Genomic DNA, 20982 nt, shown 5'->3' with positions numbered 1-20982 from the left:
CAAAATTGTGAATAATGAAGCCATGGCGCGCTGCCGGACTGCCCTGCCCCGCAGACCGGCTCTACAATGGCGTCCGACCAGACCAACGACAGCAAAGGGCCGCGCAATCGAATTGCAAATTCAAATTGCGCGGCACGCGAGGAGAACATGTCTTCAGGCACATCCAAACTCGACCTGGCGGCGCGCGCCGCCTGGATGTACTACGTAGCGGGCAACACCCAGAATGAAATCGCCGAGCGCCTCGGCATCTCGCGCCAGATGGCGCAGCGCATGGTGGCCTATGCGGTCGACTCCAATCTCGTGAAGGTGCAGATCACGCATCCGGTGTCGTCCTGCCTGGAGCTGGCGCAGGGACTGCAGGCGCGCTACGGCCTGGAGGTCTGCCGCGTGGTGCCCGGCGCCGGCGGCGCGGACAATCCCAACGAATCCCAGGAAGTGCAGCAGATGCTGGCGGTGGCCGGCGCCGAACTGATGGAGCAGTACCTGAGCCCGGAAACGCCGCTGGTGGTCAATGTCGGCTCCGGGCGCACGCTCAAGGCCGCCATCGAAAAGATCAGCGAGATGGAGCGTCCGCAGCACCAGATCGTCTCGATGATCGGCGCCTTCGCCTCCGACGGATCGGCCAACCGCTACGACGTCGCCCTGCAGGCGGCCGAGAAGCTGCAGGCGCGTTTCTACCTGCTGCCGGCGCCGCGCGTGGCCGAGAGCGAAAGCGACCGCCAGCAATGGTGCAACCATCGCGCCTACAAGATCGTGACCGGGCTGGCCGAGCGCGCCGACGTCACCTTCCTCGGCATCGGCACCATCGCGCTGCAGGGCGCGATGCATGAAGACGGCTTCATCGACGACGGCGAAGTGGCCGAACTGCAGCGACAAGGCGCAGTGGGCGAAATGATCTGCCACGCCTTCGACCTCGAAGGCCGCATGCTGCGCTCGCCGCTGTCGGCGCGCGTGACGACGCCTTTGCTGGCGGCCACGCCGCAGCGGCCGGTGATCGCCTTCGCCGGCGGCAGCAAGAAAGCCGATGCGGTGCGCGCAGCATTGCGCAGCGGCCGGCTGACCGGCCTGGTGACCGACGAAGTCTGCGCGCGCCACGCGCTGCAGGACGACTAAGCACGCAACACTGAACAGCGCCGGCGATACACGCTGGCCGATATCGGAGACTCCGCATGACCCGACCCGCAGAATTCGTCGTCTTCGGCGAAGCCCTGACCGACTTCATCCGCCAGCCCGACGGCCAGTGGCGCGCCATCCCCGGCGGCGCCTGCTGGAACGTGGCGCGCGCGGCCTCGCGCCTGGGCGTGGCCACCGGCTATGCCGGCAGCGTCAGCAGCGACGTGTTCGGCCAGGAGCTGCACGCGCTCACGCGCGAGGCCGGGCTGGACATGCGCTTCACCCAGCAGGTCGCCCGCGCGCCGCTGCTGGCGATGGTCACCTCGACCACGCCCCCGGATTATTTCTTCATCGGCGACGACAGCGCCGACCTGCATTTCGATCCCGAGCGGCTGCCGGCGGGCTGGATGGATGAAGCGCGCGTGCTGCACTTCGGCTGCATCAGCCTGGCGCGCGAGCCGCTGGCCTCGCGCCTGCTGCAGGTGGCGCAGGTCGCCGCCATGCGCGGCAAGAAGATCGCCTTCGACCCCAACTGGCGCAAGCTGATGGACAACCCGTCCTACCGCATCCTGCTGCGCGAGCTCTTGGCGCTGTCGCATTACGTGAAGGTATCGGACGAAGACCTGGAGCGCCTCTTCCCCGGCGACGCCAACGCCTTCGCCACGCTGCGCGCGCTGGCGCCGCGCGCCGAGATCCTGCTGACGCTGGGTGCGCAGGGGATGACGCTGTTCAAGGACGAGCAGGTGATCGAGCAGGCCGCCTACAAGGTGGACGTGATCGACACCGTCGGCTGCGGCGACGCTTCCATGGGCGGCTGGATCGCCAGCCGCCTGCGCCAGCCGGACGCGCCGGCCCAGACCCACCTGCAATGCGCGGCAGCCGGCGCGGCCATCGCCGCTTCCAAGGCCGGCGCCTATGCGGCGACCTGGGATGAGGTGCAAGCCCTGATCGCGCGCGGCTGAGTCTGGCCGGCCTCGTTGCCAAACCCGGACGCAAATCGTATCCTCGCGCCCATGCAAAACATACGCCCCTCCCGCCCCGCAGACGGCCCGCGCGTCGTCGAGATCTGGCGCCTCGCGGTGGACGCCACCCACGACTTCCTGTCCCCGGCCGACCGCGCGGCGATCGAAGACGATGTGCGCGGTTTCCTTCCTGCGGCTCCGCTCTGGCTGGCCACCGATGCCGACGATGTGGCGCTGGGCTTCATGCTGCTGGACGGGGCGAAGATGGAAGCGCTGTTCATCGATCCGGCGCACCACGGCCGCGGCATCGGCCGCGCGCTGGTGGCGCATGCGCTGGCGCTGCATCCGGTGCTGGAGACCGACGTCAACCAACAGAACGCGCAGGCCGTGCGCTTCTACCGGCGCCTGGGTTTCACCGAGACCGGACGCTCGATGCTGGACGGCCAGGGCCGCGCCTACCCGCTGATCCACCTGCGCTGCACGCTGGCGCCGCAATAGCCGACGCCAATAAAAAAAGCCCGCTGCGCAGCGGGCTTTTTTCATCACGGGCCGGATCAGATCTTGTCCAGCTTCGCCACCGACAGATCCAGCAGCTTCATGCCGAACTTGCCGAAGTTGATGTGCGCGCGGCTGGCGCCGCCGCCGCCCTCGATGTTGACGATCACGCCTTCGCCGAACTTGGCGTGGGCCACGTTCTGGCCGATGCGCCAGCCCGAGTCGGAGCGCGAGAAGCTTTGCGCGATCTTGTTGTTGCCCGACTCCGGCACCTCATCCCAGGCCGACTTCGGATTGGCGAACCAGTTGTGCTGCTGCACCTTCGGCGAGAGCCACTTGATGGCCTCATCCGGCAGCTCGTCGAAGAAGCGCGAGCGCATGTTGTAGCGGGTCTGGCCGTGCAGCATGCGGGTCTGCGAGAAGGTCATGAACAGGCGCTTCCTGGCGCGCGTGATGGCGACGTACATCAGCCGGCGTTCTTCCTCCACGCCGCCCTCTTCCTTGGCGCTGTTCTCGTGCGGGAACAGGCCTTCCTCCAGGCCGGTGATGAACACCGCGTCGAACTCCAGGCCCTTGGCCGAGTGCACCGTCATCAGCTGCAGCGCATCCTGGCCGGCCTGCGCCTGGTTGTCGCCGGCCTCCAGTGAGGCGTGCGAGAGGAAGGCCGACAGCGGCGACATGATGGTCACCAGCGAGGCGTCGGCGTCGATGATTTCCACGCCGTCGGCTACCGTGATCGCAGTGCCGGCCGAAGCCTGCGCCTGCGGGCCGAGGAAGGCCGGCGCATCCAGTCCATAGCCTTCTTCGGACACGAACAGCGTGGCCGCGCTGACCAGCTGCTCCAGGTTCTCGATGCGGTCGGCGCCTTCCTTTTCGTTGCGGTAATGCTCCAGCAGGCCGGACAGCTCCAGGGTGATCTTCACCGTTTCCGGCAGCGGCAGGTGCTGGGTCTCAAAGCGCGCGCCCTCGATCAGCTTGACGAAGGCGTTCAGCGAGGAGCCGGCCTTGCCCGCCACGTAGGGTACGGCGGCGTACAGCGAGCAGTTGTACTGGCGCGCCGCGTCCTGCAGCGACTCCATGGCTTTCGCGCCGATGCCGCGCGTGGGGAAGTTCACCACGCGCAGGAAGGCGGAGTCGTTGTGCAGGTTGTCCATCAGCTGCAGGTAGGCGATGGCGTGCTTGATCTCGGCGCGCTCGAAGAAGCGCTGGCCGCCGTAGACGCGATACGGAATCGACGACGAGAACAGCGCGTGCTCCAGCACCCGCGACTGCGCGTTGGAGCGATACAGGATGGCGATCTCGCTGCGTCCCCAGCCTTCGGCGATCAGGTCCTTGACCTGCTCGATGATCCAGCGCGCTTCCTCCAGATCGCTGGTGGCTTCATACACGCGCACCTGCTCGCCGTGGCCGGCGTCGGTGCGCAGGTTCTTGCCCAGGCGACGGCTGTTGTTGGAGATCAGCTCGTTGGCGGCATCCAGGATGTGGCCGTGCGAGCGGTAGTTCTGCTCCAGCTTGATCAGGTTTTCCACCCGGAACTCGCGCTCGAAGGCCGACATGTTGCCGACGTTGGCGCCGCGGAAGGCGTAGATGCTCTGGTCGTCGTCGCCCACCGCGAACACCGCGTTGTGCGGACCGGCCATGAGCTTCAGCCACTTGTACTGCAAGTCGTTGGTATCCTGGAACTCATCCACCAGGATGTGGCGGAAGCGCGCCTGGTAGTGCTCGCGCAGCGGCTGGTTGCGCGTGAGCAGCTCGTAGGTGCGCAGCAGCAGCTCGGCGAAATCGACCACGCCCTCGCGCTGGCACTGCTGGTCGTAGAGCTCATAGAGCTCGACGAACTTGCGGTTGTAGTCGTCGTGCGCCTCCACATCCTGCGCGCGCAGGCCCTGGTCCTTGGCGCTGTTGATGAAGTACATCAGGTTGCGCGGCGGATACTTCTCGTCGTCCACGTTCATCTGCTTCAACAGGCGCTTGATGGCCGAGAGCTGGTCCTGCGAATCCAGGATCTGGAAGGTCTGCGGCAGCGCCGCGTCCTTGTGGTGCGCGCGCAGCAGGCGGTTACAGATGCCGTGGAAGGTGCCGATCCACATGCCGCGGGTATTGATGGGCAGCATGGCCGACAGGCGCGCGGTCATTTCCTTGGCGGCCTTGTTGGTGAAGGTCACCGCCAGGATGCCCGACGGCGACACTTGCGAAGTCTGGATCAGCCAGGCGATGCGGGTGGTCAGCACGCGGGTCTTGCCGGAGCCGGCGCCGGCCAGGATCAGCGCGGACTGGGCGGGCAGCGTGACGGCGGCCAGCTGCTCTTCGTTGAGGTTGTGGAGGAGGTTTTGCATCCCGCGATTATAAATCGCCCGGGCCCGCCGCCGCCGGCCGATGGCGCACGCTGGCGCGCTATACTCGCCGGCGCACCTCAATCAATCCTCTTTCGCAACGATCATGTCACGCCTGCGACTCATCCTGCCCCTGGCCGCCGCCCTGCTGCTGGCCGCCTGCGCCACCACCCGGAACGCGCCCGCGCGCGACGACCTCGCCCAGCTGCTGTCGCTGCAGAAAACCCGCCTCGATGTCGCCGCCCCGGTCGCCCGCAGCAAATGGAACTCGCACGCCCCCATCGACGACCCGGCGCGTGAGCAGGCGATCCTCGACGATGTCGCCGCGCGCGCGCAGCAAATCGGACTGGATGCGCCATGGGCGCGCCGCTTCTTCCAGGACCAGTTCGACGCCGGCAAGCTCGTGCAGCGCGACCTGCATCGACAATGGACGGTGGTGCATCGCCCGCCCTTCGCCGATCCGCCCGACCTGGCGCGCGAGGTGCGGCCGGTGCTGGACCGCCTGACGCCCGAGCTGCTGGCGGCGCTGGCCAGGCTCGACGGGCGCTGGTGCGATCCTGCGGTGAAGGGTGCGCTCGATGAGCTGGCGCCGGCCATCCTGGGCGCCGACTACGCGCCGGCGGTGCGCGACAAGGCGATCGGCGCGCTGCGCTGCACGAAGTAGGCGCGGGCGCGCAGGCATTATCAAAATGCCATCGTCGCGCAAAAGCGACTAAAAACCGTAAAAATCTTTGCTGTCCTGCAGCAAATTCCCGGCGGGAGTAAAATTCGTCCTGGCTGTTCACGCGCACATCCGCGCGCGCAGCGTCCTCATTCCGAACTCCCCCCGCCATGTCCGACGATTCTTGTAGTCCCAGTTCCAGCCCTGTGCAGGCGCGTCCGCTGACGCCCGCCAAGGTCACGCAACAAATCCTTGCCACCGCTTTCTTCACGTTCCTGGTGTACCTGGCCATCGGCATCCCGATGGCGGTGCTGCCGGGTTACATCCACCTCGACCTCGGCTATAGCGCCGTGGTCGCAGGTCTTGGCATCAGCGTCCAGTATTTCGCCACCTTCGTCAGCCGCGCCAATGCCGGCCGCATGATCGACACCGTCGGCCCCAAGCAGACCGTGATGCGCGGCATGCTGTTGTGCGCCGCCAGCGGCGGCCTGCTGCTGCTGGCCGCGCTGGCGCAATCGCTGCCCTTCCTGAGCCTGGTGCTGCTGTTCTGCAGCCGCGCGCTGCTGGGCCTGGGCGAGAGCCTGGTCGGCACCGGCGCCATCATGTGGGGCGTGGGCCGCGTGGGGTCGGAGAACACCGCCAAGATGATTTCCTGGAACGGCATCGCCACCTATGCCGCGCTGGCCATCGGCGCGCCGCTGGGCGTGGTGCTGGACCGTTCGCTGGGCTTTGCCGTGATCGGCCTGGCCGGCATGCTGCTGACCATCACCGGCTACGTGCTGGCGCGCGGCGGCCCGGTGACGCCGGTGATCCCGGGCGAGAAGCTGCCCTTCAAGCTGGTGCTGCGCCGCGTGTTCGCCTACGGCATGGGCCTGGCCTTCGGCACCATCGGCTTCGGCTCGATCGCCACCTTCATCACCCTGTACTACGCCGACCAGCACTGGGGCGGCGCGGCCTTCGCGCTGACCGCCTTCTCCAGCGCCTTCGTCGGTTCGCGCCTGCTGTTCGCCAATGCCATCAACCGCTTCGGCGGCTACCGCGTGGCCATCGTGTCCTTCATCACCGAAGCCGTCGGCCTGCTGCTGCTGTGGGTCGCCGGCGCGCCGGAAGTGGCGCTGCTGGGCGCGGCGCTGGCCGGTTTCGGTTTCGCGCTGGTGTTCCCGTCGCTGGGAGTGGAGGCGGTCAACCTGGTGCCGGCGTCCAACCGCGGCGCGGCGCTGGCGGCCTATTCGGTGTTCCTCGACCTGGCGCTGGGCGTGACGGGCCCGGTGGCCGGAGCGATTGCCGGCCAGCTGGGCTATCCGCAGGTGTTCCTGTTCGCGGCGATCGCGGCCATCGGCGCGGTGGCCCTGTCGCTGTCGCTGTACCGCAGCGCGCAGCAGCGCAGCCCGCAATAAGGGCATAAGGGCGCAGTTCCTGCAAATGGGGCCGATAGCGGCGACGCTATCGGCCCCATTGCCGTTTTTTGCTGGCCGTATCGGTTGAAATCGGGAACACTTGCCCCATCTCTTTATCAATACAGTCTCATCGACGGCGTGCAGCGCGGGCGATTTGCAATAGAATCGCCATGTTGTTTCCACCCGCTTACGAAAAACCAAACAGCTGAAGGAGCGAAAAATGGCAAAGAAGAATGTGGCAGCCCCCTCGATCAACATCGGCATCAGCGACAAGGACCGCAAGAAGATCGCCGACGGCCTGTCCAAGCTGCTGGCCGACAGCTACACGCTCTACCTGAAGACCCACAACTTCCACTGGAACGTGACCGGTCCGATGTTCAACACGCTGCACCTGATGTTCGAAGGCCAGTACACCGAACTGGCGACCGCCGTCGACCTGATCGCGGAACGTATCCGCGCGCTGGGCTATCCGGCCCCGGGCTCGTACAAGGATTTCGCCAAGCTGTCGTCGATCCCTGAAGCCGAAGGCGTGCCGACCGCGCAGGAAATGATCGCCCAGCTGGTGGCCGGCCAGGAAGCCGTCACCCGTACCGCGCGCTCGATCTTCCCGGCAGTCGATGCCGCGGCCGACGAGCCGACCGCCGACCTGCTGACCCAGCGCATGCAGCTGCACGAAAAGAACGCATGGATGCTGCGCAGCCTGCTGGAAGGCTGATCTTCGCGATTCGCCGTGCCATGAAAAAAGCCATCCTTCGGGATGGCTTTTTTACGTCCGGCGGGCAATATCATCGCTCCGTTTTCCGTTCTGAAACACAGGCGCCGCTCGGCGTTCTGCATCGCGTATCGGCTACCTGCTGAACGACACTGAGGATGCAGCTTCAATCCTTGGCTGTTCGAGTCGGCCCCACCTCCGTCGTCCTGACGAAAGTCAGGACCCAGCGGCGTCCGTCATGCCTCAATCAACATTGACAACGCCGCCTTGCGTTCGCAACACCGCCGGCACTGACGACCAGCCTCGGCGTTCAGCGATACAGGTCGGCCAGCTCGCGCGTCTTGCGCTCGCCCTGCGGCACCAGATAGACGCTGCTGATCACCGCCACCATGTCCGCGCCCTGCTCCACCAGCGGCACCGCGTTTTCCAGCGTGATGCCGCCGATCACCACCACCGGCAGCGGGATCTCGCGCTTGGATTGGGCGATGATCTCCGGCGCGGTGCGGAAGTCGTACTTCTTCACGCGCGACGGATAGAAGCCGCCGAAGGCGACATAGCTGGCGCCGTCGCGGTACGCCGCATGCGCCAGCTCCAGCGTGCCGTAGCAGGAGGCGCCGACGATGCGGTTCGGTCCTACCGCCTTGCGTACCTCCGCGATCGAGGCGTCGGTGCCGCCGACGTGGATGCCGTCGGCGTCGATAGCCAGGCACAGGTCGACGTGGTCGTTGATGACCAGCGGCACCTTGTATTGGCGGCACAGCACCAGCAGCGCCTCGGCCTGCGCGCGGCGCTGCCCGGGCGAAGCGGTCTTGTGGCGGTACTGCACCAGCGCCGTGCCGTTCTGCAGCGCCAGCTCGGTGGCTGCCAGCAGTTGCGCGGTGTCGTCCCAGTCGGGCGTGACGATGTAGAGGCCGCGCAGGTGCTTGGAATAGTCAGGTTTCATGTCGTGCTCCTGCCGCTCAGATGGCGGCGTCGAAAACGGCGATGCGGTTGGGGATACGCTGCCCCTGCGCAATCGCATAAGAAGTGGCCAGGGCATGCTGCGTGTAGCGCTGCGCCAGGCTGATGGCCGCATGCATGTCCAGGCCGCGCGCCAGGCATGCCGACAGCGATGCGGCCAGCGTGCAGCCGCTGCCGTGGAACTCGTCAGGCAGGCGCGACCAGCGCCAGTTGCCGCTTGGCGCGAGCGGCGACGCGCCCGCCGCGTACCAGCGGTTGACCACGTCCTCCTGCTGCGGGCCGTGGCCGCCCTTGAGCAGCACATGGGCGCAACCGCGCCGCATCAGTTCTGCCGCCTGTTCGGCCGGCGCCACGTCGCCGCACAGGCGATGCGCCTCGTTGAGGTTGGGCGTGATCACCGTGGCCAATGCGTACAGGGGCTCGATGACGCGGGCGGCATCGTCACGGGCCAGGTTGTCGCCCTTGCCGTTGGCCAGCACCGGATCGAGCACCACCGGCAGCGCCGGGTTCTTCGCCCGCAGCTGCCGGATCAGCGCCGCGATCGCCTCGGCGTTTTCACGACTGCCGGCGATGCCGAGCTTGACCGCCGCGATGTCGAAACGATCGATCAACACCTGCGCCTGGTGGCGCACCAGTTCCGGATCCAGCGCATGCACCGCGAACACGCTAACGTTGTCCTGCACCGTGAGCGCGGTCGGCACCGACAGCGGATGGCAGCCCAGCGCGCCGATGGCCGGAATATCGGCCTGCATGCCGGCGCCGCCGCTGGGGTCGGAACCGGAGAACACCAGCACGCACGGCGGCGTGGAGCGATAAGCGCCGCCCATCGTCAGGCCACGCGGCCGGCCATCGGCGAAGACGGCGAGGCGCTGAACTTGCGTGGAATGCGCCCGGAAAGAAAAGCCTCGCGCCCCGCCTCCACCGCCAGCTTCATCGCGCGCGCCATGCGCACGGGATCGCGCGCGCCGGCGATGGCGCTGTTCATCAGCACGCCGTCGCAGCCCAGCTCCATGGCGATGGCGGCATCGGACGCCGTGCCCACGCCGGCGTCGACCAGCACCGGCACTTTCGCCTGCTCGATGATCAGCGACAGGTTCCAGGGATTGAGGATGCCCATGCCGGAGCCGATCAGCGAGGCCAGCGGCATCACCGCCGCCACGCCGAGGTCTTCCAGCATGCGCGCCTGGATGGGATCGTCGCTGCAGTAGACCATCACGTCGAAACCGTCCTTGACCAGGGTCTCGGCCGCCTTGAGCGTCTCGGGCATGTTGGGGAACAGCGTCTTCTCGTCGCCCAGCACTTCCAGCTTCACCAGCTTGTGCCCGCCCAGCAGCTCGCGCGCCAATTGCAGCGTGTAGACCGCGTCGGCGGCGTTGTAGCAGCCGGCGGTATTGGGCAGGATGGTGAATTCCGACGGCGGCACCGCGTCCAGCAGGCTGGGCGCGTTCGGATCCTGGCCGATGTTCACGCGGCGGATCGCCACGGTGATGATGTCCGCGCCGCTGGCAACGGTCGCCTCGCGGGTTTCGTTCAGGTCCTTGTACTTGCCGCTGCCCACCAGCAGGCGCGAGCGGTAGGTTTTGCCGGCGATGGTCAGGCCGGCGTCTTCCTTGATGGAAGCAATGTCGTTCATGTTCATTTCAAGAATCCTTTCGTGTCTCTTCTGTGGAGCGAAGAGCGAAGTGCTTTGTTGCGAAGCGCCGTGCAACGAACGTCGCTGGGTCCCCGCCTTCGCGGGGACGACGGATTAAATGAGATGGCGAGCCTGTATATCGATGCCGCAGGCGAGCAGCAAGCACCGCGAGGCCGAAGGCGAGCCGGAAACAAGGCAAAGCCGCAGGCGAGCCGTCAACGCAGTCCGCTTCTGCCCAGCCGCTGAACCGCGCGGAAAAATGAATCAGAAAGGAGGCCGGAGCGTAGCGACTTGCCTCCTTTCCCATTTTTCTGCGCGGTTCAGCGGGTACCCCGAAGGGGCTGGGCGGTAGCGGCCGCCTTCTTTTGCTTACTTTTCTTGGCGGAGCAAGAAAAGTGAGCGGCTGCCGGGCCGCCCCCGGCGCTCCCTTCCGACCGAAGAGAGATAGCACCAGAGCCAGTACATCTGCAGGCAGCAAGACCAGACTACGCAGAAGAACAACCGCATACGCACCGACTTCGATACGCAGCAAAGCGGCTACTCAGTCCGAACGAGGTTCATGGCCGCCCCCCCCGGAAAACCAGCACGCAATCAACCGCCGCCAATCGCCCGCACCACATCCACCCTGTCAGCATCAACAAGCGCCCGCCCAGCCCAAGACTGCGCAGGCACCACCTGCCGGTTGACCGCCACCGCGACCGCTTTGCCGGTCAGCTCCAGCGCGGCGATCAATTGCTCCAGCGTGGCGCCGTCCGGCAGCGGGTGCAGCTTTCCGTTCAGTTCGATTTGCATGGCTCAGGTCTTGGAATAGATCTCGGCGCCCATCTTCACGAACTCCACCGACTTCACCTCCATGCCCTTCTTCAGCGCGGCGATTTCGGAGATGCCTTCCTTGGCCGCGTAGTCGCGCACTTCCTGCGTGATCTTCATCGAGCAGAAATGCGGGCCGCACATGGAGCAGAAGTGCGCCACCTTGGCCGAATCCTTGGGCAGGGTCTCGTCGTGGAATTCGCGCGCCTTGTCCGGGTCCAGGCCGAGGTTGAACTGGTCTTCCCAGCGGAACTCGAAGCGCGCCTTGGACAAGGCGTTGTCGCGGATCTGCGCGCCCGGATGTCCCTTGGCCAGGTCGGCCGCGTGGGCGGCGATCTTGTAGGTGATGATGCCGTCTTTCACGTCCACCTTGTTGGGCAGGCCCAGGTGTTCCTTGGGCGTGACATAGCACAGCATCGCCGTGCCGTACCAGCCGATCTGCGCGGCGCCGATGCCGGAGGTGATGTGGTCGTAGCCGGGCGCGATGTCGGTGGTCAAGGGGCCCAGCGTGTAGAACGGCGCCTCGTGGCACTGCTCCAGCTGCAGGTCCATGTTTTCCTTGATCAGGTGCATGGGCACGTGGCCGGGGCCTTCGATCATCACCTGCACGTCGTGCTTCCAGGCGATCTGGGTCAGCTCGCCCAGGGTCTTCAACTCGCCCAACTGGGCTTCGTCGTTGGCGTCGTAGATCGAACCGGGGCGCAGGCCGTCGCCCAGGCTGAAGCTGACGTCGTAGGCCTTCATGATGTCGCAGATCTCTTCGAAGTGCTCATACAGGAAGGACTCGCGATGGTGCGCCAGGCACCACTTGGCCATGATGGAGCCGCCGCGCGAGACGATGCCGGTCATGCGCTTGGCGGTCAGCGGCACGTACTGCAGGCGCACGCCGGCGTGGATGGTGAAGTAGTCCACGCCCTGTTCGGCCTGCTCGATCAGGGTGTCGCGGAAGATTTCCCAGGTCAGGTCTTCAGCCTTGCCGTTGACCTTTTCCAGCGCCTGGTAGATCGGCACGGTGCCGATGGGCACCGGCGAATTGCGGATGATCCACTCGCGCGTCTCGTGGATGTTCTTGCCGGTGGACAGGTCCATCACGTTGTCGCCGCCCCAGCGGATGGCCCAGGTCATCTTCTCGACTTCCTCGCCGATGGACGAGGTCACGGCCGAGTTGCCGATGTTGGCGTTGATCTTCACCAGGAAGTTGCGGCCGATGATCATCGGCTCGACTTCCGGATGGTTGATGTTGGCGGGGATGATGGCGCGGCCGCGCGCGACTTCCTCGCGCACGAACTCGGGCGTGATCTCGGCCGGAATCGAAGCGCCGAACGACTGGCCCGGATGCTGGCGCCCCATCAGGTCGGACAGCTTGGCGCCCATCGGGCCGGAAGCCTTCAGCTGCTCCAGGTATTCCTTGCGGCGCATGTTTTCGCGAATCGCGATGAACTCCATCTCGGGCGTGATGATGCCGCGACGGGCGTAGTGCATTTGCGAGACGTTGCCGCCGGCCTTGGCGCGGCGCGGCTTGCGGTGCAGGTTGAAGCGCAGCTCGGCCAGCGCCGGGTCGTTCAGGCGCTGCTGGCCGTATTCGGAGGTGGGGCCGTCCAGCTCTTCGGTGTCGTCGCGCTCCAGGATCCACGGCAGGCGCGGCGTGGCCAGGCCGGCGCGGATGTCGATCTTGACGTCCGGGTCGGTGTAGGGGCCGGAGGTGTCGTAGACGTAGATCGGCGGGTTCTTTTCGGAGCCGAACATGGCCGGGGTGTCGGCCTGGCTGATCTCGCGCATGGGCACGCGGATGTCCGGGCGCGAGCCGGTCACGTAGATCTTGCGGGAGTTCGGGAGGGGCTGGATCGCTGCCTCGTCGACGGTGGCGGTCGCGGACAGGAACTTCGGGTTGGCATTCATTTTGGCTCCTTTGCTTGATGATTCTTGGCTCGGAGCCAGCAAAGGAGGTTGCGGAAGAAGACGCCGTGCCGCGGGGGCCGTGATGCGTCGTGCTGCCGATTGCTTCCCTTCGCTGGCATTATCCAGATCAGGTTCAAGGGTATTTCTCACCCGGCTGCCGATGCACTGGCTGCCAGGACCCCTAGCGTTGCGACATGTGCTGCAAATGTCGTGGGGCGGATTCTACACCTATCCTCCGCGCCCGCAACACTTGCACTGCACCAATACCGACTATCCGAGGAAACCGATAGAGATCCACGGAATGGCCGCCACCACCAGCAGCGCCGCGAACAGCGCGCCGAGATAGGGCCAGATCTTGCGCATGCCGGCGTCCGGACTGACGCGGCCGATGGTGCAGGCGCTGTAGTAGCCCAGCCCGAACGGCGGCGCGAACAGGCCGATGCCCATGGCCAAGATCACCACCATCGCGTAGTGCACCTCGTGCACGCCCAGCTGGCGCGCGATCGGGAACAGCAGCGGCCCGAACAGCACCATCGCCGGAATGCCTTCCAGCACGCTGCCCAGCACGATGAAGGTGACAATCGAGATCAGCAGGAAGCCCCACTTGCCGCCGGGCATCTGCGCCATCATCTGCGCCAGCGAATGCGAGAAGCCCGACTGCGTCAGCGCCCAGGCCATGCAGGTCGCGGTGCCGATGATGAACAGGATGGCGCCTGCCAGCGCGGCCGTCTCCACCAGCATCGGATAGACCCGCCGCAGGTCGAACTTGCGGTAGACCAGGATGCCCACCACGATGGTGTAGGCGATGCCGATGGTGGAGACTTCAGTGGCGGTGGCCACGCCCTCGACCACGGCCGAGCGGATCAGCACCGGAATGGCCAGCGCCGGCAGCGCCACCACGAAGGTGCGCAGCACCACGTCGAAGGAGGCGCGCTTGACGTCCTTCAGGTTGCTCTCCGAGATGCGCTGGCGCGCCAGCACCGCCAGCGCCACGGCCAGCACCACGCCCGGCAGCAGCCCGCCGGTAAACAGCGCGGCGATCGACACGCCGGTGACCGAACCGATGGTGATCAGCACCAGCGACGGCGGGATGGTCTCGGCCATGGCGCCGGAGGCGGCCAGCAGCGACACCAGCTCGCCCTCTTCCATGCCGCGCTTTTTCATCTCCGGAAACAGCACCGGCGCCACCGCCGCCATGTCCGCCGTCTTGGCGCCGGAGATGCCCGAGACCAGCATCATCGCGCCCAGCAGCACATACGACAGGCCGCCGCGCACATGGCCCAGCAGCGAGGCGAGGAAGGCCACCATGGCCTTGGCCATCTGCGTCATCTCGATCAGTTGCCCGAGCAGGATGAACAGCGGCACCGCCAGCAGGATCAGCGAGCTCATGCCTTCGTTGATGCGGCCCGGCACCACTTCCAGCGGCGTGGAGGTGGTGCACATCAGGTAGCACAGGGTGGCCATGCCGAAGCAGAAGGCGATCGGCACGCCGCACAGCACGCCCGCGGCCAGCAGCAGCACGAAGAAGAAGCCCAGGTTCCAGTTGCCCATGCCCTGCAGCGTGGGCGCGGCCAGGTACAGCGCGGCCGCCACCAGCGCCAGCGCGCCGGCGACGTAGGCGAGGTTGCGCGTGCGATGGCGCAACAGGCGCAGCACCGAGACCGCGATCATCAGCACGCAGCCCACCGCCAGGGCCGCCTCGCGGATGGTGCCCGGGATGCCCAGCGCGGGCGTCTCGATCAGCCATTCGCCCTCGGCGTATTCGAAGGCCGGCCACAGCAGCATGGCGATGAACAGGCAAGGCGTGGCCACCGCCAGGGTTTCCATGCGCGCGCGCCACTCCGGCGAACAGCGCGCCACCAGCGCCGTCATGCGCATGTGCTCACCGCGCCGCAGCGCCGCCGCAGCGCCGAACATGGCCAGCCACAGGAACACGGTCGAGGCCAGCTCGTCGGCCCACACCAGCGGCTGGTGCAGGCAGAAGCGCCAGATCACGGCGGCCAGCAGGATCACCACCTCGGCCACCACCGCGATCACGGCGGGCACCTCGATCACATAACCCAGCGCGCGCTCCAGCGAGGCCAGCCAGCGCTTCTCGCCGGAGGCGTCGCCGGCGCTGCCGGCAAGGCCGTGCGCATGCGGCGCCGCCGGATGCACGGCGCCCATTACGCCAGCTCCCCGGCCGACTGCTGCAGGATCTTCCAGGCCTGGTCGCCGAACTTGGCCTTCCAGTCCTTGTAGAAGCTGGACTTGCGCAGCGCGTCGCGGAAGGCCGTCTTGTCGACGTCGAAGAACTGCAGGTTCTTGCCGGAGAGATCCTTGCGCAGCGAATCGTTGAGCAGCGCGATGTCGTTGCGCTGATCCTGCGCGGCGCGGTCGATCTCGCGCATGATGACTTCCTGCACCTCCTTGGGCAGCTTCTGCACGGCGCGCTTGTTGCCCAGCACCAGGTAGGCGTCCCACACGTGGCTGGTCATGCTGCAGTACTTCTGCACCTCGTACAGGCGCGCGGTGGCGATGATGGGCAGCGGGTTCTCCTGCCCTTCCACCAGCTTGGTCTGCAGCGAAGAATACACCTCGTTGAAGTTGATCGGCGTAGGCCCCGCGCCCAGCGCCTGGAACAGCGACGTGAGGATGGGCGCCGGCGGCACGCGCAGCTTCATGCCTTGCAGGTCGGCCGGCGTGCGCACCGGCTTGGTGGAGGATGTGATCTGGCGGAAGCCGTTGTTCCAGGCGCGCGACATGCTCATGATGCCGACCTTGTCGATCTGGCCGTAGACGTATTTGCCGAGGTCGCCGTCGACCGCCTTCCACACCTCGTCGTAGTTGGCGAAGGCGAAGCCGGTGTTGAAGATGCCCGAGGCCGGCACGGCGGTGGCCAGGATGGAAGACGACAGCGTCAGGAACTCCACGCCGCCGTTGCGCACCTGGGCCAGCAGGTCGGTGTCGGAGCCGAGCTGGTTGGCCGGAAACAGCTTGATGTCGACGCGGCCGTTGGTGGCTTCGCGGATGCGCGTGATGGCTTCCTGCGCGCGGGTGTTGACCGGATGGGTCGGGTCCTGGCCGGTGGCGTACTTGAGGTTGAACTCGGCGGCGTGCGCATACCTGGCCACCCAGGCCGACATCGGCAGGGCGGCGCCGACGGCGCCACAGGTGAGCAGCTTGCGGCGGGTCTGCCCGCTCGGGGTCAATGCCTTGGTGTCCTTCATGTCTGTCTCCTTGGTTTTAGGAATTATTTTTTGTCTCTACTGCATAGCTGTCCTGCCTGGATCTGAAGCGAAAGGATGAGGCGCCGCCGGCGGCGGGCATTGCGCCGGCCGCCGCGGAATGCATGGTGGAACCGCTACAGCCAGGACTTGATGTCCTGCGCCATGACCGCCGCCGAGATGCGGTAGCGGTCATGCAGCGTGGGCAGCGCGCCGGCGTCGAGGAAGGCGTCCGGCAAGGCGATCTGGCGAAACGCCGGCGGGCGGATGTTGGCGCGCATGAGCTCGCCGGCCACCGCCTCGCCCAGGCCGCCGACCACCGAATGGTTCTCCGCCACCACCACCATGCGACCGGACTTCGCGGCCTCGCGGCGGATGGTCTCCACGTCCAGCGGCTTGATGGTCGGCACGTGCAGCACGCCGACGTCCACGCTGTCCTTGTGCAGCAGCTTGGCCGCCTCCAGCGCGCGCATGGTCATCAGGCCGCTGGAGATGATCAGCACGTCGCGGCCGTCGCGGATCATCTTGGCGCGCCCCAGTTCGAACTTGTAGTTGTATTCGTCCAGCACCGCCGGCACCGCGCCGCGCAGCAGGCGCATGTAGACCGGCCCCTGGTGCTCGGCGATGGCCGGCACCGCCTGCTCGATGTCCAGCGCGTCGCAGGGGTCGACCACGGTCAGGTTGGGCATGGCCCGCATGATCGCCAGGTCGTCGGTGGCCTGGTGGCTGGGGCCGTAGCCGGTGGTCAGGCCGGGCAGCGCGCAGACGATCTTCACGTTCAGGCTTTCCTCGGCGATGGCCATGCAGATGAAGTCGTAGGCGCGGCGCGAGGCGAACACGGCGTAGGTGGTGGCGAACGGCACCATGCCTTCGCGCGCCATGCCGGCGGCCGCGCCCATCAGCAGCTGCTCGGCCATGCCCATCTCATAGAAGCGTTCCGGATGCTCCTTGGCGAAGATGTGCAGGTCGGTGTACTTGGCCAGGTCGGCGGTCATGCCGACGATGTCCTGGCGCGTCCTGGCCAGCTCGGCCAGCGCGTGGCCGAACGGCGCCGGCCGCGTGGCCTGGCCTTCGCCGGCGATCGAGGCGATCATGGCCGAGGTCGTCAGGCGCTTGCCCGCGCCGGCCTTGCCCTGGGGCTGCAGCTGTTCTTTTTTCAGCGGCTGGTTCATGCGTCGCTCCCAACGTAGAGGGTGTCGAGCGCCAGCGTCCACTCGTCGGGATCGACACGGATGAAGTGATTCTTCTCGCGCCCTTCGAGGAAAGGCACGCCCTTGCACATCTTGGTATCGCAGATGATCATGCGCGGCTTGGCCTCGGCCAGCACGCGCGCGCGGTCGAAGGCGGTGACCACCTCCTTCATGTTGTTGCCGTCCACGCGCTGCACATACCAGCCGAAGGCTTCCCACTTCTCCTTCAGCGGCTCGAAGTTGAGCACGCTCTTTGAGGGGCCGTCGGCCTGCTGGTTGTTGACGTCGACGATGGCGATGAGGTTGTCCAGCTTCCAGTGCGCGGCCGACATCGCCGCCTCCCAGGTCGAGCCTTCGTCGAGCTCGCCGTCCGACAGCAGGTTGTAGATGAAGGATTTGGAGGACTTGCGCTTCAGGCCCAGCGCCATGCCCACCGCCACCGACAAGCCCTGGCCCAGCGAGCCGCCGGTGATTTCCATGCCCGGCGTATAGGCGGCCATGCCCGACATCGGCAGCCGGCTGTCGTCGCAGCCGTAGGTATCGAGTTCGTCCGCCGGCAGCACGCCGGCTTCGATCAGCACCGAATACAGCGCGATGGCGTAGTGGCCGATGGACAGCAGGAAGCGGTCGCGTGGCTCCCAGTGCGGGTCTTCCGGCTTGTAGCGCAAGGCGTGGAAATAGGCCACGGCCAGCACGTCGGCGATGCCCAGCGCCTGGGCGATATAGCCCTGGCCCTGGATCTCGCCCATGCGCAGCGCGTTCTTGCGGATACGGTAGGCGCGCTCGGACAAGGGAACGTGCGGCGTGCGTGATTCACTGCTTTGCATGAGATGGCTCTCCTCAAAGGTGACAGGAAACTGCAGGTTGGAATGGAAAGTAGGCGCGACGCCCGCTCAGTGGATCAGCATGCCGCCGTTCACATCCAGGGTGACGCCGGTGAGATAGGACGACAGCTCGCTGGCCAGGAACAGGCAGCTGTTGGCCACGTCCTGCGCCTCGCCCAGGCGGTTCAGCGGGATCCCCTTGAGGATCTCGGTTTTCATCTGCTCGGTCAGCTTGCCGCCGGTGATGTCGGTCAGGATCAGGCCGGGCGTGAGCGAATTGACGCGGATGTTGTCCGGCCCCAGCTCGCGCGCCATGGCGCGCGCCAGGCCCAGCACGCCGGCCTTGGCCGCCGAGTAGTGCGGCCCGCCGAAGATGCCGCCGCCGCGCTGCGCCGACACCGACGACAGGCAGACGATGGAACCGCTGCGGCGCGAGCGCATGTGCGGAATCAGCGCCTGGCTCATGTAGAGCGTGCCGCGCAGCGAGACGTCGGTGACGGCCTCGTAGTTCTCCGGGGCGATGTCCATGATCTTCAGCGGCTGCGTGATGCCGGCGTTGTTGACGAGGATGTCGACGTGGCCCAGGCGCCGGATGACTTCCTGCGCCGCGCGCTCGCAGTCGCCGCGGGCGGTGACGTCGCAGGCCAGGCCGATGTGGCCGGGGCCGATATCGGCGGCGGCCGCGGCGGCCGCGCCTTCATCGAGGTCGAGAATGGCCACGCGGCCGCCCTGCTGCGCGAACAGCCGCGCCACAGCCTTGCCGATGCCGCGCGCGGAAGCCGCGCCGGTGATGACGGCGATCTTGTCTTTGAGTAACACGCTTGTCTCCTGGCGTTATGGTTGTCATGCCGGCCCCTTGCGTTAGATTTCTTCGATGGCTGGGGCAGCGAGGGCAGTATTTCACCCGCCCATGGCACCAGCAAGCTAGAATTCCTCAAAGCGCTTTGAATTATTTTCATAACAGAACAACGAAGCCGCACAGGGAGACACCCATGCACCTGCCCCCGCTGAAGGCGGTCATCGCCTTCGAGGTCGTGGCCCGCCACGCCAACATCAGCAAGGCCGCCGAAGAGCTCAACCTGACGCCGTCGGCGGTCAGCCACCAGATCAGCAACCTGGAGAATTTCGTCGGCCTGAAACTGTTTGAACGCACCTCGCGCGGCGTGGTGCTGACCGCCGCCGGCGAGCGCTACCAGCAGACGCTGTCGGGCGCGCTGGCGCTGATCGCCAGCGCGGCGCAAAGCGCGCGCGCCGACGACGGCATCGAAGTGCTGCGTGTGCATGCCTCGCCCAGCTTCGCCAGCCTGTGGCTGATGCCGCGCCTGCCGCATTTCATGCGCGAGCATCCGGACATCCGCATCCGGCTCTCGGCCTCGCACATGCATTCCGATTTTTCGCGCGGGGAGATCGACCTCGATGTGCGTTACGGCGCCGTGCGCTGGGCCGACCTGCATGTGGAAACCATCTTCACCGAAGAGATCATGCCCATGGTCAGCCCGGCCATGGCCCAACGCCTGCAGCTGCGCAACCCGCAGCAGCTGCTGCAGGAGAGCCTGATCTTTTCGGAGGTGAACCTGGTGCAGTGGCCGCAATGGTTCGCCGCGCACGGTATCGACGTCAGCCCCAGCCATTACGCGCTGAGCTTCGACCGCGCCTACCTCGCCATCGAGGCCGCGGTGCAGGGCCTGGGCATCGCGCTCGACAGCGCCTGGCTGGCCCGGGGCCTGCTCGACGAAGGCCGCCTGGTGCCGCTGTTCGCCGACCGCAAGAGCATACGGGTGCATGCGCACCACCTGGTGTATCCCGCCACGCACGGGAAGTGGCCGAAGGTGAAGCGGTTCACGGACTGGATGGCGCAGCAGGTGGATGCGGAGCGGGATCGCAAGTCATCGTAAATATGCGGAAGACCGGCGCGCAAATCAAACGCCGATGTAAATTTTCATCAAGTTGCGTATAGTGCTCGCTGCCGCTTTTGCGGCACATATCAAAGTCAAATAACAAGGGGAATCATGAGCAACTTGCAAGCACTGAAGTCCGGCATCCTCGCCGCCATTTGCGTCGCCCTGGTCGGCTGCGCCACCAGCCGCAGCGAAGTCAAGCTGAGCGAACCCGCCGTCCCGGCCACCGCCGCGGCGACGGCCTCCAAGAACAAGACCGTCCTGCTGCGCAGCGTGACCGACGAGCGCGTATTCGAGGAGGCGCCGTCCTCGCCGAGCACGCCTTCGCTGGGTTTCGAAGGTTCGGCCAAGAGCGCCGATGACATCAAGGCCCGCGCGATCGGGCGCAAGCGCAATGGCTTCGGCAAGGCGCTGGGCGACGTGCTGCTGGAAAACGGCATGACGGTGCGCCAGGTGATGCGCAAGAACCTGACCGCGAGCCTGCAGCAGGCCGGCTTCAAGGTGGCCGAGAATGCCGCCGATGCGGGCAGCTCGCCCATCGTCATGGACGCTCATGTGAAGAAGTTCTGGGCCTGGTTCACGCCGGGCTTCTGGGCCGTCACCGTCGGCACCCAGATCTCGACCGACCTGGTGGTGGAAAACAGGCGCCTGCCCATCGTGATCAGCGTCGAAACCTCGGAGAACCACATGGCCGTCACCGAAGGCACCTGGATCGAGGATATCGACAAGGCGCTGGTGAAGTACCGCACCGAAGCCGCGGGACGTTTCGACGACCTGAACTGATCCCGGTTCGCCGGTCCTGGAACGGGAGCCCTGCGCGGCTCCCGTTTTTTATTGCCCTGTGGATAACACAAGTCCTGTTGCCAAGTTGCGCCGCCGGTGTAGCCCG

Annotated in this window: 20 protein-coding genes and 1 riboswitch; of the genes, 9 read left to right on the top strand and 11 right to left on the bottom strand. The window is 66.3% G+C overall.

Translation table 11 applies throughout. From position 1 onward, the window contains the following. Positions 1–147: 147 nt before the first annotated feature. Genes CEJ42_RS19505 through CEJ42_RS19495 form a run of 3 tightly spaced genes read left to right on the top strand, consistent with a single transcriptional unit; the run spans position 148 to position 2573 of the window. Positions 148–1113: a sugar-binding transcriptional regulator gene (locus tag CEJ42_RS19505; RefSeq protein ID WP_079219219.1), complete on the top strand. Its 966-nt coding sequence runs from the start codon at positions 148–150 to the stop codon at positions 1111–1113. A gap of 56 nt (positions 1114–1169) precedes the next feature. Then, positions 1170–2075 (top strand): carbohydrate kinase family protein, encoded by a 906-nt coding sequence (locus CEJ42_RS19500; RefSeq protein WP_088752219.1) that lies wholly within the window; start codon positions 1170–1172, stop codon positions 2073–2075. 51 nt (positions 2076–2126) lie between these two features. Continuing rightward, entirely contained in the window at positions 2127–2573 is a 447-nt protein-coding gene (locus tag CEJ42_RS19495; RefSeq protein WP_088752218.1) for an acetyltransferase, read from the top strand. Positions 2574–2629: 56 nt separating this feature from the next. On the opposite strand, the gene CEJ42_RS19490 is transcribed toward CEJ42_RS19495, so the two are convergent. Continuing rightward, entirely contained in the window at positions 2630–4906 is a 2277-nt protein-coding gene (locus CEJ42_RS19490) for a UvrD-helicase domain-containing protein (RefSeq protein WP_088752217.1), read from the bottom strand. A gap of 103 nt (positions 4907–5009) precedes the next feature. Between CEJ42_RS19490 and aroQ the strand changes: the two genes are divergently transcribed. From aroQ to CEJ42_RS25080, 4 genes are all read left to right on the top strand, one after another. Then, positions 5010–5567, top strand: coding sequence for a gamma subclass chorismate mutase AroQ (gene aroQ, locus CEJ42_RS19485; RefSeq protein WP_088752216.1), 558 nt, complete (start codon positions 5010–5012; stop codon positions 5565–5567). A gap of 167 nt (positions 5568–5734) precedes the next feature. Continuing rightward, entirely contained in the window at positions 5735–6961 is a 1227-nt protein-coding gene (locus tag CEJ42_RS19480) for an MFS transporter (RefSeq protein ID WP_088752215.1), read from the top strand. Between the two features lie 220 nt (positions 6962–7181). Further along, positions 7182–7676, top strand: a complete 495-nt coding sequence (locus CEJ42_RS19475) for a Dps family protein (protein ID WP_079217014.1) — start codon at positions 7182–7184, stop codon at positions 7674–7676. Then, entirely contained in the window at positions 7646–7819 is a 174-nt protein-coding gene (locus tag CEJ42_RS25080; RefSeq protein ID WP_165774471.1) for a hypothetical protein, read from the top strand. Before CEJ42_RS19475 ends, CEJ42_RS25080 begins: the two co-directional genes overlap by 31 nt. Positions 7820–7983: 164 nt before the next feature. Here CEJ42_RS25080 and thiE read toward each other — a convergent pair whose 3' ends face one another. From thiE to CEJ42_RS19425, 10 genes are all read right to left on the bottom strand, one after another. Continuing rightward, positions 7984–8616 (bottom strand): thiamine phosphate synthase, encoded by a 633-nt coding sequence (gene thiE, locus CEJ42_RS19470; RefSeq protein WP_088752214.1) that lies wholly within the window; start codon positions 8614–8616, stop codon positions 7984–7986. Positions 8617–8632: 16 nt separating this feature from the next. Next, on the bottom strand, positions 8633–9460 hold the full coding sequence (gene thiD, locus CEJ42_RS19465; protein WP_088752213.1) for a bifunctional hydroxymethylpyrimidine kinase/phosphomethylpyrimidine kinase: 828 nt from the start codon (positions 9458–9460) through the stop codon (positions 8633–8635). A 2-nt stretch (positions 9461–9462) separates the two neighbouring features. Next, positions 9463–10272 (bottom strand): thiazole synthase, encoded by an 810-nt coding sequence (locus tag CEJ42_RS19460; RefSeq protein WP_079217017.1) that lies wholly within the window; start codon positions 10270–10272, stop codon positions 9463–9465. 585 nt (positions 10273–10857) lie between these two features. Beyond that, positions 10858–11058 (bottom strand): sulfur carrier protein ThiS, encoded by a 201-nt coding sequence (gene thiS / locus CEJ42_RS19455; RefSeq protein WP_079217018.1) that lies wholly within the window; start codon positions 11056–11058, stop codon positions 10858–10860. Between the two features lie 3 nt (positions 11059–11061). Continuing rightward, complete coding sequence (gene thiC / locus CEJ42_RS19450; protein WP_079217019.1) at positions 11062–12975, bottom strand: phosphomethylpyrimidine synthase ThiC; 1914 nt, start codon at positions 12973–12975, stop codon at positions 11062–11064. Positions 12976–13062: 87 nt separating this feature from the next. Further along, positions 13063–13168: riboswitch (TPP riboswitch) on the bottom strand. A gap of 77 nt (positions 13169–13245) precedes the next feature. Further along, complete coding sequence (locus CEJ42_RS19445) at positions 13246–15141, bottom strand: TRAP transporter large permease (protein ID WP_079217020.1); 1896 nt, start codon at positions 15139–15141, stop codon at positions 13246–13248. After that, positions 15141–16184 carry a TRAP transporter substrate-binding protein gene (locus tag CEJ42_RS19440; RefSeq protein ID WP_088752212.1) on the bottom strand — a complete coding sequence of 348 codons (1044 nt, stop codon included), beginning with the start codon at positions 16182–16184 and terminating at the stop codon, positions 15141–15143. The genes CEJ42_RS19445 and CEJ42_RS19440 overlap by 1 nt, the downstream gene beginning before the upstream one ends. 134 nt (positions 16185–16318) lie before the next feature. Next, the gene (locus tag CEJ42_RS19435) at positions 16319–17353 is read right to left on the bottom strand and encodes a transketolase family protein (protein ID WP_079217022.1); all 1035 of its coding nucleotides are present in this window, start codon (positions 17351–17353) and stop codon (positions 16319–16321) included. Then, a complete protein-coding gene (locus CEJ42_RS19430) occupies positions 17350–18198 on the bottom strand; it encodes a transketolase (RefSeq protein WP_079217023.1) in 849 nt (282 codons plus the stop codon). The genes CEJ42_RS19435 and CEJ42_RS19430 overlap by 4 nt, the downstream gene beginning before the upstream one ends. Before the next feature lie 66 nt (positions 18199–18264). Continuing rightward, positions 18265–19014 carry an SDR family NAD(P)-dependent oxidoreductase gene (locus tag CEJ42_RS19425; protein WP_079217024.1) on the bottom strand — a complete coding sequence of 250 codons (750 nt, stop codon included), beginning with the start codon at positions 19012–19014 and terminating at the stop codon, positions 18265–18267. Between the two features lie 173 nt (positions 19015–19187). On the opposite strand from CEJ42_RS19425, the gene CEJ42_RS19420 reads away from it, so the two are divergent. Both CEJ42_RS19420 and CEJ42_RS19415 read left to right on the top strand, forming a co-directional pair. Further along, on the top strand, positions 19188–20090 hold the full coding sequence (locus tag CEJ42_RS19420) for a LysR substrate-binding domain-containing protein (protein ID WP_088752211.1): 903 nt from the start codon (positions 19188–19190) through the stop codon (positions 20088–20090). A 114-nt stretch (positions 20091–20204) separates the two neighbouring features. Then, entirely contained in the window at positions 20205–20876 is a 672-nt protein-coding gene (locus CEJ42_RS19415; RefSeq protein ID WP_088752210.1) for a flagellar biosynthesis protein, read from the top strand. Positions 20877–20982: the final 106 nt, after the last annotated feature.

Origin of the sequence: Herbaspirillum robiniae (assembly GCF_002213415.1) — a bacterium.
Taxonomy (GTDB): Bacteria; Pseudomonadota; Gammaproteobacteria; order Burkholderiales; family Burkholderiaceae_D; genus Herbaspirillum; species Herbaspirillum robiniae.
The sequence above is the reverse complement of the archived record's forward strand: the minus strand, read 5'-3'. Positions and strand labels throughout refer to the sequence as shown.

What these genes read in the sequence shown, in the direction of transcription:
- CEJ42_RS19505 (WP_079219219.1), top strand. Translation starts at nt 148, where the DNA reads ATGTCTTCAGGCACATCCAAACTCGACCTGGCGGCGCGCGCCGCCTGG.
- CEJ42_RS19500 (WP_088752219.1), top strand. Translation starts at nt 1,170, where the DNA reads ATGACCCGACCCGCAGAATTCGTCGTCTTCGGCGAAGCCCTGACCGAC.
- CEJ42_RS19495 (WP_088752218.1), top strand. Translation starts at nt 2,127, where the DNA reads ATGCAAAACATACGCCCCTCCCGCCCCGCAGACGGCCCGCGCGTCGTC.
- CEJ42_RS19490 (WP_088752217.1), bottom strand. Translation starts at nt 4,906, where the DNA reads ATGCAAAACCTCCTCCACAACCTCAACGAAGAGCAGCTGGCCGCCGTC.
- aroQ (WP_088752216.1), top strand. Translation starts at nt 5,010, where the DNA reads ATGTCACGCCTGCGACTCATCCTGCCCCTGGCCGCCGCCCTGCTGCTG.
- CEJ42_RS19480 (WP_088752215.1), top strand. Translation starts at nt 5,735, where the DNA reads ATGTCCGACGATTCTTGTAGTCCCAGTTCCAGCCCTGTGCAGGCGCGT.
- CEJ42_RS19475 (WP_079217014.1), top strand. Translation starts at nt 7,182, where the DNA reads ATGGCAAAGAAGAATGTGGCAGCCCCCTCGATCAACATCGGCATCAGC.
- CEJ42_RS25080 (WP_165774471.1), top strand. Translation starts at nt 7,646, where the DNA reads ATGGATGCTGCGCAGCCTGCTGGAAGGCTGATCTTCGCGATTCGCCGT.
- thiE (WP_088752214.1), bottom strand. Translation starts at nt 8,616, where the DNA reads ATGAAACCTGACTATTCCAAGCACCTGCGCGGCCTCTACATCGTCACG.
- thiD (WP_088752213.1), bottom strand. Translation starts at nt 9,460, where the DNA reads ATGGGCGGCGCTTATCGCTCCACGCCGCCGTGCGTGCTGGTGTTCTCC.
- CEJ42_RS19460 (WP_079217017.1), bottom strand. Translation starts at nt 10,272, where the DNA reads ATGAACATGAACGACATTGCTTCCATCAAGGAAGACGCCGGCCTGACC.
- thiS (WP_079217018.1), bottom strand. Translation starts at nt 11,058, where the DNA reads ATGCAAATCGAACTGAACGGAAAGCTGCACCCGCTGCCGGACGGCGCC.
- thiC (WP_079217019.1), bottom strand. Translation starts at nt 12,975, where the DNA reads ATGAATGCCAACCCGAAGTTCCTGTCCGCGACCGCCACCGTCGACGAG.
- CEJ42_RS19445 (WP_079217020.1), bottom strand. Translation starts at nt 15,141, where the DNA reads ATGGGCGCCGTGCATCCGGCGGCGCCGCATGCGCACGGCCTTGCCGGC.
- CEJ42_RS19440 (WP_088752212.1), bottom strand. Translation starts at nt 16,184, where the DNA reads ATGAAGGACACCAAGGCATTGACCCCGAGCGGGCAGACCCGCCGCAAG.
- CEJ42_RS19435 (WP_079217022.1), bottom strand. Translation starts at nt 17,353, where the DNA reads ATGAACCAGCCGCTGAAAAAAGAACAGCTGCAGCCCCAGGGCAAGGCC.
- CEJ42_RS19430 (WP_079217023.1), bottom strand. Translation starts at nt 18,198, where the DNA reads ATGCAAAGCAGTGAATCACGCACGCCGCACGTTCCCTTGTCCGAGCGC.
- CEJ42_RS19420 (WP_088752211.1), top strand. Translation starts at nt 19,188, where the DNA reads ATGCACCTGCCCCCGCTGAAGGCGGTCATCGCCTTCGAGGTCGTGGCC.
- CEJ42_RS19415 (WP_088752210.1), top strand. Translation starts at nt 20,205, where the DNA reads ATGAGCAACTTGCAAGCACTGAAGTCCGGCATCCTCGCCGCCATTTGC.